This is a genomic window from Streptomyces sp. 8N114 (assembly GCF_052245835.1).
In the GTDB taxonomy this organism is placed as follows: domain Bacteria; phylum Actinomycetota; class Actinomycetes; order Streptomycetales; family Streptomycetaceae; genus Streptomyces.
The window spans coordinates 254319-266555 of record NZ_JBQQBT010000002.1 but is presented as its reverse complement, the minus strand read 5'-3'; the positions used below and the strand labels follow the sequence as shown (position 1 = coordinate 266555).

General features: G+C 70.5%; 9 protein-coding genes. 3 read left to right on the top strand and 6 right to left on the bottom strand.

Features of this window, described 5'->3' with window-relative positions; translation table 11 throughout:
- Positions 1–2: 2 nt before the first annotated feature.
- Complete coding sequence (locus ACTWQF_RS06725; RefSeq protein WP_443278477.1) at positions 3–1460, bottom strand: amino acid permease; 1458 nt, start codon at positions 1458–1460, stop codon at positions 3–5.
- A 157-nt stretch (positions 1461–1617) separates the two neighbouring features.
- Complete coding sequence (locus tag ACTWQF_RS06720; RefSeq protein ID WP_443278022.1) at positions 1618–3453, bottom strand: AMP-dependent synthetase/ligase; 1836 nt, start codon at positions 3451–3453, stop codon at positions 1618–1620.
- Between the two features lie 119 nt (positions 3454–3572).
- Between ACTWQF_RS06720 and ACTWQF_RS06715 the strand changes: the two genes are divergently transcribed.
- Positions 3573–4403 carry a MerR family transcriptional regulator gene (locus tag ACTWQF_RS06715; protein ID WP_443278020.1) on the top strand — a complete coding sequence of 277 codons (831 nt, stop codon included), beginning with the start codon at positions 3573–3575 and terminating at the stop codon, positions 4401–4403.
- Positions 4404–4434: 31 nt separating this feature from the next.
- Here the strand turns inward: ACTWQF_RS06715 and ACTWQF_RS06710 are convergent, their stop codons facing one another.
- The 4 genes from ACTWQF_RS06710 to ACTWQF_RS06695 all read right to left on the bottom strand — a co-directional run bounded on the left by ACTWQF_RS06710 (position 4435) and on the right by ACTWQF_RS06695 (position 10381).
- Entirely contained in the window at positions 4435–6645 is a 2211-nt protein-coding gene (locus tag ACTWQF_RS06710; protein WP_443278018.1) for a 3-hydroxyacyl-CoA dehydrogenase NAD-binding domain-containing protein, read from the bottom strand.
- Positions 6646–6713: 68 nt separating this feature from the next.
- Complete coding sequence (locus ACTWQF_RS06705) at positions 6714–7928, bottom strand: acetyl-CoA C-acetyltransferase (RefSeq protein ID WP_443278016.1); 1215 nt, start codon at positions 7926–7928, stop codon at positions 6714–6716.
- 72 nt (positions 7929–8000) lie between these two features.
- Positions 8001–9143, bottom strand: a complete 1143-nt coding sequence (locus tag ACTWQF_RS06700) for an acyl-CoA dehydrogenase family protein (RefSeq protein WP_443278476.1) — start codon at positions 9141–9143, stop codon at positions 8001–8003.
- Between the two features lie 8 nt (positions 9144–9151).
- The gene (locus ACTWQF_RS06695) at positions 9152–10381 is read right to left on the bottom strand and encodes a CaiB/BaiF CoA transferase family protein (RefSeq protein WP_443278014.1); all 1230 of its coding nucleotides are present in this window, start codon (positions 10379–10381) and stop codon (positions 9152–9154) included.
- Positions 10382–10558: 177 nt separating this feature from the next.
- On the opposite strand from ACTWQF_RS06695, the gene ACTWQF_RS06690 reads away from it, so the two are divergent.
- Positions 10559–11074, top strand: a complete 516-nt coding sequence (locus ACTWQF_RS06690; RefSeq protein WP_443278012.1) for a DUF1203 domain-containing protein — start codon at positions 10559–10561, stop codon at positions 11072–11074.
- A gap of 138 nt (positions 11075–11212) precedes the next feature.
- Positions 11213–12106, top strand: a complete 894-nt coding sequence (locus ACTWQF_RS06685; RefSeq protein WP_443278010.1) for an SIS domain-containing protein — start codon at positions 11213–11215, stop codon at positions 12104–12106.
- Positions 12107–12237: the final 131 nt, after the last annotated feature.

The window sequence follows — 12237 nt, the reverse complement described above, 5'->3', positions numbered from 1 at the left end:
CGTTACCGCTTCAGTTGATCTTCGGCGGCCAAGGCGCGGACGCGCCCTCGTACGGCGAACCAGCCACCCACCAGCGCGGCGGCGATCAACGGCAGCAGCATCACCGTCTTGCGTCCCACATCGGGGTCGTTCCACATCAGGGCGATGACGCCGACGAGGAAGGCGATGGTCACCCACTCGGTGACCGGCGAGCCCGGCAGCTGGAAGGACGGCCGCTCGACGAGCCCGGCCTTGGCACGCCGCACGAACACCCAGTGGCACAGCATGATGGTGCACCAGGTGCTGACGATGCCGAGTGCGGCGATGTTCAGCACGATCTCGAACGCCTTGCCCGGCACGACGTAGTTGAGCCCGACGCCGATGACGCAGACGGCGGAGGTCAGCAGGATGCCTCCATAGGGCACCTGGCTGGCGTTCATCCTGGCGGTGAACTTCGGCGCCGTGCCGGCCATCGCCATGGAGCGGAGGATGCGCCCCGTCGAGTACAGCCCGGAGTTGAGGCTGGACATGGCGGCCGTGAGGACGACGAGGTTCATCACGTCGCCGGCGCCGTCCACGCCGAGCTTGGACAGCACGGTCACGAACGGGCTCTGCCCGTCCTGGTACTTGTCCCACGGCAGCAGCAACGCCAGCAGCAGCACGGAACCGACGTAGAAGAAGCCGACGCGCCACATGATGGCGTTGACGGCCTTGGGGACGACCTTCTCCGGCTCGGCGGTCTCGCCCGCCGTCACGCCCACCAGCTCGACGCAGGAGTAGGCGAAGACGACGCCCTGCATGACGATGATCACGGGCATCAGCCCGTTGGGGAAGACGCCGCCGTGGTCGGTGATCTGGCTGAACCCGGGCGTCTCGCCGCCGACGGGGTGCTGGGTGGCGAGCAGCACGATGCCGATGACCATGAAGACGACCAGCGCCGCCACCTTGATCACGGCGAACCAGAACTCCAGCTCACCGAAGATCTTCACGGAGATCATGTTGATGGCCAGCACCACGGCCAGCGCGATCAGCGCGAGCACCCACTGCGGGATGTCGGTGAAGAAGCTCCAGTAGTGCGTGTAGAGCGCGATCGCGGTGATGTCCGCGATGCCGGTCGTCGACCAGTTCAGGAAGTACATCCAGCCGGCGACATAGGCGCCCTTCTCCCCGAGGAATTCCCGCGCGTAGGAGACGAAGGAGCCGGAGGAGGGCCGGTGCAGCACCAGCTCGCCGAGCGCCTTGACGACGAAGAACGCGAAGAGTCCGCAGACGGCGTAGGCGATCGCGAGGGCCGGTCCCGCGGAGGCGAGGCGTCCGCCTGCACCGAGGAAGAGCCCGGTACCGATCGCCCCGCCGATGGCGATCATGTTGATATGACGTGCTTTGAGGTCCTTGCTGTAGCCGGCGTCACCGGCGTCCGCAGCCGACCCGTGCGGGGACGGCGGTGCGACCTGGTCGCCTCCGCCGGATTTCGACGGGATGGCGTCCTGGACGACATCGTTGCTCACAGTTGGTCCAACTCACTCTTGAAATGGCTTGTTGGGTCGGCGGCCGCCGTGATCACGGCTGCGGACCAAGGCGTCACCTAACTCCGGAGGGCCCGTCTACGCGGTGATGGATCTCACAACTGGAGGTTTCTCACACATGATCTTCATATAGCCCGTCAATGACCTGCTGGTAACGGGAGCGTACGACCTCCCGGCGCAGCTTGAGCGAGGGGGTCAACTCCCCCGTCGCCGGGGTCCACTCCCGCGCCAACAGCCGGTAGCGCTTGACCTGTTCGGTGCGGTTGAGGCGGGCGTTGGCGGCGGCCACGGCGCGGTGGGCCTCGGCACGTACGGCGGGGTGCCTCGCCAGTTCGCCGGGCGGTACGTCGATCCCGTTGCGGGCCGCCCAGGCCGGTGCCGTCTCGCCGTCCAGGACCAGGAGGGCGACCAGATACGAGCGGCCGTCCCCGTGCACCAGGGCCTGGCCGATCAGCGGGTGCTCCTTGAGGGCGTTCTCCACCAGCGCCGGTGAGACGTTCTTGCCCGTGGAGGTGACGATCATCTCCTTCTTGCGGTCGGTCAGCCACAGGAAGCCGTCCTCGTCGATCCGGCCGATGTCCCCGGTGGCGAACCAGCCGCCGGCGTCGGTACCGGGCTCGACCGAGCCGTCGGGGCGCAGATACCCCGCGAAGAGGGTGCTGCCGCGCACCAGGATCTCCCCGTCCTCGGCGGTACGGATCTCGGTTCCGTCGAGCGGACGCCCGACGGAGCCCAGCCGGAAGGCGGCGGGACCGTTGACGGTGAGCGCCCCGGTCGTCTCCGTCAGCCCCCAGGCATCCATGATCACGATGCCGAGGCCCGCCCAGAAGTCGAGCACGTCCTGCGGCATGGGTGCCGAGGCGCTGGCCGTCCACACCAGCCGGTCGAAGCCGGCGGGCGCGAGCAGCGGCCGGAGGACCTCGCTCCGTGCCTTCTCGTACGCCGCTGCCAGCTCGGGCCCCGCCGGGATGCCGCGCTCCCGGCAGCGCACATGGGCGCGGGCCACCTCCGCCGCCTCGGCCACGGCGGCCCGCCGCTCCTCGGGCAGCGCCTCCAGCCCGGCGCGGACGGCGGCGGCCAGCTTCTCCCACACGCGCGGCACCCCGAAGAACTCGGCGGGGTGCAGCTCGCTCACGCGCGCCGCGATCTTCGCGGGGTCGGCGCACAGATGGACGTGCGAGGCGCGGAAAACGGGCAGGTAGATGCCCAGCATCCGCTCGGCGATATGGGCGAAGGGCAGGTAGCAGATGTGGTCGGCGTGGTCGGGCAGTTCGGCGACGCCGTCGAGTGCGACGCCGTTGAGGACCACGTTCCGGTGACTGATCACCACGCCCTTGGGGTCACCGGTGGTGCCCGAGGTGTAGACGACGGTCACCGGGTCGCCGGAGCGCACCCGGCGCCACCGCTCCTCGAAGACGGCGGACTCGTACGGGCGCGGCAGGGCGTGCCATGCGGTGTGCGGGCCGACGGCGTCCTCGTCGGCCACCACGAGCTGCCGGATCCGTCCGGGAGCCTCCCCTTCGGCCGCCAGCAGCGGCTCCCAGAGCGCCCGCTCCTCCGCTCCTCCGACGACGGCGAGGCGGGCCCGGGAGTGCCGGACGATATGGGCGATCTGCTCGGGCGCGGCCGTGCCGTACACGGAGACCGGGACGGCGCCCAGGTGGACGAGGGCGAGGTCGGTCAGCCAGTGCTCGGGCCGGTTGGCCATCATGAGCATTACGTGTTCGCCCGGGGTGACGCCCAGCGCGTCGAGACCGGCGGCCAGTTCGGCGATCCGGTGCCGGGCCTCGGCCCAGGTGAGGGTGGTGCGCTTGCCGTCGGCGTCGTTTCCGTCATCGGGGTACCAGGAGAGCGCCGGGAGGTCGCCGTGGTCCTGCACATTGCGCAGCAGCAGATCCGGGATGGTCAGCTCGGACGGGTCCTTGGGGAGTCGCAGGATCGTCGTCATGGGACCTCCGTCGGCGAACGTTCCCGAAGGTTTCACAGGAGTGGTGAGACAGCAATACTGTTGAACATGATCGGTACGGACGGCACCCCGGTGGTGCCGCGGTGAGAGGGGCGCGGCAGATGGAGCGACAGGACGGGGCGGTGGGCGAGCCCACCGACCAGCTCACCGTCGACCAGCTCGCGGCCCGCGCAGGTGTGACCGTACGTACGGTCCGTTTCTACAGCACCCGGGGCCTGCTGCCGCCGCCCACGATCGGCCCCCGCCGTGTCGGCCGGTACGGCCCCGAGCACCTCTCCCGGCTGGCGCTGATCGAGGAGTTGCAGAACCAGGGCATGACGCTGGCGGCCATCGAGCGCTATCTGCAACGGCTCCCCGACGACATCAGCGCCCACGATCTGGCGATCCACCGTGCGGTTGTCACCTCCTGGATGCCGGACACGGTGGACGAGACGACGCGGGCCCAACTGGAGGGCCGTGTCGGCCGGGAGCTGACCGACGACGACCTCGAGCGGCTGGCGGCGATGAGCGTCCTGGCCCGCACGGACGACCCGGACGTCTTCCGCGTCGATCCGGCGCTGGTGCAGCTCGGGGTGCGGTTGCTGGACGTACCGATCTCGCAGGAGGCGATCCTGGCGGCGCGCGAGGTGATGATGGAGCACACCCGCTCGGCGGCGCGGGAGCTGAGCCGACTGTTCAAGCAGGAGGTGTGGGACCCGTACCGGGAGCTTGAGTCGGACCCGGAACGGCTGGAGCGGATGAAGTCGCTCTCCGCGCATATGCAGCCGATGGTGGTGCAGGCCCTGGTGACCGCGTTCCAGCGCTCGATGAAGGAGGAACTGCGGGAGGTCTTCCCGCTGGAGCGCGCCCCGCGGACGGGCTCGTCCGGAACCGGCTCGTCCGGAACCGCAAACGGCTCGTCCCGGAACGGCTCGGACCCCGCGCAGGAGTGACGCGGGGTCCGTCGAACCCAATACCGACCGGTCAGTCGGTGAAGGTCTCACCCCTGGCGGCCTTCTCCTCCAGCAGCGCGGGAACCGCGAACCGCTCCCCGTACCGCTCGCCCAACTCCCGGGCGCGGGCCACGAAGCCGGGCAGTCCGCCCTCGTAGCCGTTGATGTACTGGATCACACCACCCGTCCAGGCCGGGAAGCCGATGCCCATGATGGAGCCGATGTTGGCGTCGGCGACGGTGGTGAGCACGCCCTCCTCGAAGAGCCGGACGGTGTCCAGCGCCTCGGAGAAGAGCATCCGCTCCTGCATGTCCTTCAGCGGGATCCCGGCGTCGCCCTCCTTGGTGCTCGTGCCTTCCTCGACGCTCGTGCCTTCCTTGCTGAAGTGCTCGCGCAGGCCCGGCCACAGCCCCGCCCGCTTGCCGTTCTCGTCGTAATCGTAGAAGCCCGCGCCACCGCTGCGCCCGGTGCGGCCGAACTCGTCGACCATCCGGTCGAGTACGGCGTCGGCCGGGTGCGCGGGCAGCTCCTTGCCCTCGGCGCGCAGGGCCTGCCGCGTCTCGTCGCGGATCTTGCGCGGCAGGGTGAGGGTGAGCTCGTCCATCAGGGCGAGCACCTTGGCCGGGTAGCCTGCCTGCGCTGCGGCCTGCTCCACGGTGGCGGGGTCGACGCCTTCGGCCAGCAGCGCGACGCCCTCGTTGATGAAGTGGCCGATGACGCGCGAGGTGAAGAAGCCACGCGAGTCGTTGACCACGATCGGCGTCTTACGGATCTGCCGTACGAGGTCGAAGGCGCGGGCCAGCGCCTCGTCGCCGGTCTCCTTGCCCTTGATGATCTCGACCAGCGGCATCTTGTCGACGGGTGAGAAGAAGTGCAGCCCGATGAAGTCGCCCCGGCGCTCGACCCCTTCGGCGAGCGAGGTGATCGGCAGGGTGGAGGTGTTCGAGCACAGCAGGGCGTCGGGCGCGACGATGTGCTGGATCTCCTGGAACACCTTGTGCTTGAGCGCGGGGTCCTCGAACACCGCCTCGATGACGGCATCGCAGCCCGCCACGGCCTGCGGGTCGGCGGTGGGGGTGATCCGTGCCAACAGGGCGTCCCGCTCGGCCTCGGTGGTCTTCCCGCGCGACAGCGCCTTCTCCAGCAGCCCCGCCGAGTACGCCTTGCCCTTCTCGGCCGCCTCCTGGCTGACGTCCTTGAGGACGACCTCGATGCCCGCCTTGGCGCAGGAGTAGGCGATACCGGCGCCCATCATGCCCGCACCCAGCACGGCGACCTTGGCGACCGTGCGCCCGGCGATCCCCTCCGGCCTGCTGCGGCCCGCGTTGACGGCCTGGAGGTCGAAGAAGAATGCCTGGATCATGTTGGTGGAGATCTGCCCGCAGGCCAGCTCCACGAAGTAGCGGGCCTCGATCACCTGCGCCGTCTCGAAGTCCACCTGGGCACCCTCGACGGCGGCGGCCAGGATGTTGCGCTGCGCCGGGTAAGGCGCGCCGCCCGTCTGCTTCTTGAGGTTGGCGGGGAAGGCGGGCAGGTTCTCCGCGAACTTGGGGTGCGCGGGCGTACCGCCGGGGATCTTGTACCCCTTGACGTCCCAGGGCTGCTGCGCTGCGGGGTTGGCCTCGATGAAGGCGCGGGCGGCCGCCAGCATCTCCTCCGGCGTCTGTACGACCTCGTGGACCAGGCCGATCTCCTTGGCCTTGCCCGGGTGGTACTGCTGGCCTTGGAGCAGCACGTTCAGCAGCGCGTCGGTGATGCCGAGCAGCCGTACCGTACGGGTGACACCGCCGCCCGCCGGGAGCAGCCCCAGCGTGGCCTCCGGGCAGCCGATCTTGGAGCCCCGCGCGTCGAGCGCGACGCGGTGATGGCAGGCCAGCGCGATCTCCAGCCCGCCGCCGAGTGCGGCCCCGTTGATCGCCGCCACGACCGGGATGCCGAGGGTTTCGATACGGCGCAGATCACGCTTGATGCGCATCCCGTTGTCGAAGACCTCCTGGGCGTTCTCGGGCCGCGCCTGGATGAGCAGCCGCAGATCGCCGCCCGCGAAGAACGTCTTCTTGGCGGAGGTCATGATGACGCCCCGTACGCTCTCCCGCTCCGCCTCCAGCCGGTCGGCGACCGCGGTGAGGGAGGTCTGGAAGGCCGCGTTCATGGTGTTCGCGGACTGGTCCGGGTCGTCGAAGGTCAGCGTGACGATGCCGTCGCTGTCCTTGTCCCAGCGGATGGTGGTGGATTCAGGCATGGGTGGTCTCCTCCTTTTGCCCGCCGCAACGGCGAGCAACAACAACGGCGTGGGTACGGCGGCTGCAGCTACACCCGCTCGACAACGGTGGCGATCCCCATGCCACCCCCCACGCACAGCGTGACCAGCCCGTACCGCTGATCCGTCCGCTCCAGCTCGTCGATGCACGTACCGAGCAGCATCGCGCCCGTGGCCCCCAGCGGATGCCCCATGGCGATGGCGCCGCCGTTGACGTTCACCTTCTCCAAGGGGAGGTCCATATCACGCGCGAACCGCAACACCACCGCAGCGAACGCCTCGTTCATCTCCGCGACGGCGATGTCGTCGGCCGTCAGCCCGGCCTTGGCGAGGGCCTTACGACATGCCGGCGCCGGGCCGGTCAGCATGATGGTCGGGTCAGCACCGGAAACAGCAGCGGAAACAATCCGCGCACGGGGGCGCAGCCCGTACCGCTTGCCGACCTCCTCGCTGCCGATGGCAACCAGCGCCGAACCGTCCACGATGCCCGAGGAGTTGCCGGCGTGGTGCACATGGTCGATCTTCTCGACCCAGTGGTACTTCTGGAGTGCGACGGCGTCGAACCCGCCCATCTCCCCGATGGTGGCGAACGACGGCTTGAGGCCCGCGAGGGTGTCGGCGGTGGTGCCGGGGCGGATGTGCTCGTCGTGGTCGAGGACGGTTAGCCCGTTGCGGTCCCGTACCGGCACCACCGAGCGCTCGAACCGGCCCTCCTTCCAGGCGTGCGCGGCCAGCTCCTGCGAGCGCGCCGCGTACTCGTCCACGTCCCGGCGGCCGAAGCCCTCAAGGGTGGCGATGAGGTCGGCACCGATGCCCTGGGGGACGAAGCCGGTCTCGAAGCTGGTCATCGGGTCGTTGAACCAGGCGCCGCCGTCCGAGCCCATCTTCACCCGCGACATGGACTCAACACCGCCCGCCAGCACGAGGTCCTCCCAGCCGGAACGGACCTTGGCGGCGGCCATGTTGACCGCCTCCAGGCCGGAGGCACAGAAGCGGTTCTCCTGGACGCCGGCGACCGTGTCGGGCAGCCCGGCGGCGATGGCGGCGATCTTGGCGATGTCCGAGCCCTGGTCTCCGACGGGGCTGACGACGCCGAGCACGATGTCGTCGACGGCCTGCGGATCGAGGTCGGGCATCCTGCGGCGCAGTTCGTCGATGAGGCCGACGACGAGGTCGACGGGCTTGGTGCCGTGCAGGGCGCCGTTGGCCTTGCCGCGCCCGCGCGGGGTGCGGATGGCCTCGTACACGAACGCTTCTGAGCTCACGAGGGGATGCCTTTCGTGCGGGTGCGGGAGGTACGGGTTGCGGGGGGCTCGGCGGCCGGCCGGCGCGGCGGGTCAGTTCAGCAGCGACCGTCCGATGATCTCCTTCATGATCTCGGTGGTCCCGCCGTAGATGGTCTGGACACGGCCGTCGGTGAACGCCTTGGCGACGCGGTACTCGTTCATGTAGCCGTAGCCGCCGTGGAGCTGGAGGCAGCGGTCGGCAGCACGCTTCTGCAGTTCGGTGGCCCACCACTTGGCCATGGAGGCTTGTACGGCGTCCAGTTCGCCCCTGGCGTGCTCCTCGATGCAGCGGTCCAGGAAGGCGCGGGTGACGGCGCACTCGGTGGCCAGTTCGGCGATCTCGAAACGGATGTGCTGGAGCTTGGCGAGCGGCCGGCCGAACGCGGTGCGCTCCTTGACGTACTCGGTGGTGAGCTCCAACAGCTGCTCGGCCCCGGCGATCCCGGCGACGGCGATGGCCATCCGCTCCTGCGCCAGATTGGTCATCAGGTGTGTGAAGGCACCGTTGAGTTCACCGAGCAGGTTCTCCTTGGGCACGCGTACGTCGGTGAAGAACAGCTCGGCGGTGTCCTGCGCCTTCTGGCCGATCTTGTCGAGGTTGCGGCCGCGCTCGAAGCCCGCCGTGCCGCGCTCGACGACGAGCAGGCTCAGCCCGTGCGCGCCGCCCTCGGGGGTCGTTCTGGCCACGACGACGACCAGGTCGGCGAGGATGCCGTTGGAGATGAACGTCTTCGAGCCGTTCAGCAGCCAGTGGTCGCCCTTGTCCTGGGCCGTGGTGCGGATGCCCTGCAGATCGGGGCCGGCGCCGGGCTCGGTCATGGCGATGGCGGTGATGGTCTCGCCTGTGCAGAAGCCGGGCAGCCAGCGGCGCTGCTGCTCCTCGGTCGCCAGCCCGGTGAGGTAGGGGCCGACGATGTCGTTGTGCAGCCCGATCGCCAGCCCCGGGGCACCCGCACGGGTGAACTCCTCGGCCAGTACGGCGGCGTAGCGGAAGTCCGGCTCTCCCCCGCCGCCGAACTCCTCGGGGACCGCGATGCCGAGCAGCCCCTGCCGGCCCGCCGCCCGCCACACGTCGCGGGAGACGACGCCGTCCCGCTCCCACTGCTCGTAGTACGGCTCCACCTCCTTGGCCAGGAAAGTGCGCACGGTCTGCCGGAACGCCTCGTGGTCCTCGGTGAAGATCTGCCGCTTCATCTGATGCTTCATGAGGTGGGGTGGTCTCCTTCGCGCGGTGCGGCGGGGGCGGTGGGTGCGGCGGCTGGGGCGGGTGCGGCGGAGGATGCCCGGTCGGCTGCGGCGAGCTCTGGAACGTCCCAGTCGCGGGCGACCTCTGCTGTGTGCGCGCCGGGTCGGGCCGGGCCGGAGACGACGCGGGTGGGCGTCGCGGAGAACCGGGGCGCGGGCGCGGGCTGGGTGATACCGCTGTGTTCGAGGTAGGTGCCGCGCGCCGCCAAATGCGGGTGGGACGGCGCCTCGGTCAGGGAGAGCACGGGGGCGACACAGGCGTCGGTGTCCTGGAAGATCTCCGTCCACTCCGCACGCGTACGGGAGGCGAACCGAGCGGCGATCAGCTCCCGCAGCTCCCCCCACGCGGCGAGGTCCTCACGGGGCGGTGCCTCGTCGGCGATACCGAGCAGGCGCACGAACTCCGTGTAGAACGCGGGCTCCAGGGCGCCGACGGCCATGAAACCGCCGTCGGAGGTGGCGTAGGTGCCGTAGAAGGGGCAGCCGCCGTCCAGCAGGTTGGCAGCACGCCGGTCCCGCCAGCTGCCCGCCGCCAGCAGGCCCTGGATCATCGCTGTGAGGTGGCTCGTGCCGTCCACGATCGCCGCGTCCACGACCTGTCCCGCGCCCTGCGGGCCGCGCGCATGGTGCAGGGCCGCCAGGATGCCGATGACGAGGTAGAGGGAGCCGCCCGCGTAGTCGCCCAGCAGATTGCCGGGTGCGACGGGCGGCCCCTCGGCCGGCCCTGTCATGCCCAGGGCTCCGGTCACGGCGATGTAGCCGATGTCGTGCCCGGCCCGGTCGGCCAGCGGCCCGTCCTGGCCCCAGCCCGTCATCCGGCCGTACACCAGGCGCGGGTTGCGGGCGAGACAGACCTCGGGGCCGATGCCGAGGCGCTCGGCGACGCCGGGCCGGAACCCCTCGACGAGCACGTCGGCGCGCTCGGCGAGCGAGAGGGCCGCGGCAACTCCCGTCTGCTGTTTGAGGTCGAGCACCACGGAGCGCTTGTTGCGGTTGGTGACGTCGTATTCCGGCGCGACGGCGAGCGCGCCGCCCCCGGGCCGGTCGACGCGGACGACGTCGGCGCCCAGGTCGGCCAGCGTCATGGCGGCGAACGGCCCCGGTCCGATCCCGGCCAGCTCCACGACGCGCACCCCGGCCAGTGGGCCCCCGGCGGCGGCTCCGGCGTGTTCCTCCGCTGCTGCCATCGGGCCCCCAGCACTGTGACACAACTGATGTAACACCGGCGATGCTATGGACAGCCCCGCCAATCCACAAGCCCCTACGAGGGCCCCGGGGAGTGGCGCCGACCCGCTCGGCACCCGCTGAACGCCACGGCCGAAACCCGCCAGCGCCCGACCCGCCACCGGCGCAGCCTGGGACACATGAACAGCAGTTACGAGATACGAGCAATCCCGCCCCGGACGCTGGACGAACTCCGCACACGGGACGACGCGGGCGCCCCGCCGCGCCGGGTGGTGGACGAGGAGGGCGGCAACCCGCTGCGCTGCTGCCTGGAGCGGAGCAAACCGGGCGAGGCCCTCGCCCTCGTCTCGTACGCGCCGTTGCGCCGCTGGGCACGCGAGACGGGCGCGGACCCCGGTGCGTACGACGAGGTGGGTCCCGTCTTCATCCATCACCACGACTGCGGCGGCTGGTCGGGCGCCCCGGACGGCAGCTACCCGGAGGCCATGCGCGGCGCACGACGCACGCTGCGCGCCTACTCGACGGAGGGCCGCATCCTCGGCGGCCTGCTGCTGGACCAGGGGCGGGAGGGGGCGCCGACGCTGGAAGAGGGGCTGACCCGGCTGTACGGCGACCCTCGGGTCGCGGTGGTGCATGTACGGGCGGTCGAGTTCGGCTGCTTCCACCTGGAGACGCGGAGAGCCGTCACGAGCTGAGCCGCCCGGAGGGCGTTCACCCGGGAGTGGGATGGACAGCCACGGCTGGCAGTGCGTAAAGTTGCGTGAAAGTCAGAGATTTCATGCAGCTTTACGCACCGGGCCCCAGGGGCTACGGTCCAGGAGGGGGTCCCACGCATGGGCGAGACGGCATACATGGAGCAGGAGTTGCGCAGCCAGCCGGAGACATGGCGGGCAGCCGCGAAGATCGGCTCCGGCGCCACCCCCCTCCCGGCGGCGGGCGCACGCGTGGCCGTGGTCGGCTGCGGGACCTCATGGTTCATGGCCCAGTCCTACGCGGCGCTGCGCGAGCGGGCCGGACTGGGCGTGACGGACGCGTTCGCCGCCTCGGAAGCCTTCCTCGGCGAGGCCCGGGGGTACGACGCGGTGGTCGCGATCACCCGCTCCGGCACCACGACGGAGGTGCTGCGCGTGCTGGAGGCGGTGCGGGGCCGGATCCCCACCGTCACGGTGCTGGGCGACCCCGACACCCCGGCGACGTCACTGTCGGACGAGACGGTCGCGCTGCCGTTCGCCGACGAGAAATCCGTGGTGCAGACCCGTTTCGCCACCTCGGCCCTCGCGCTGCTGCGCGCGCACCTGGGCGAGGATCTGGCGGGCCCGGTGAGCGACGCGGAGGAGGCACTGGACTGCCCGCTGGAGCAGCAGTGGCTGGACGCCGAGCAGTTCACCTTCCTGGGCACGGACTGGACCTTCGGCCTGGCCAACGAGGCGGCGCTGAAGATGCGGGAGGCGTCTCAGAGCTGGACGGAGTCCTACCCCGCCATGGAGTACCGGCACGGGCCGATAGCCATCGCAGCGCCCGGGCGGGTCACCTGGCTGTTCGGGGAAGCGCCGGAGGGGCTGGAGGGCGAGGTGATCGCGACGGGTGCCCGGTTCGTGTGCCACGCCCGTGACCCGCTCGCCGATCTGGTGCTGGTCCACCGGGTCGCGCTGGAGCGGGCCCGGGTCCGCGGGCTCGACCCGGACAACCCGCGCAGCCTCACCCGCTCGGTGATGCTGGACGGCTGACGGGAGGGCGGCACGGGATGGTGCGCCCCCGATGGCCGCGCCCTCTCGTCCCCCGCTCTTCTGCCTCCTCTGCCCTCCCGTCGCTCCCGTCCTCCCTCTCTCCTGCCCTCCCGTCGCTCCCGTCCTCCCGT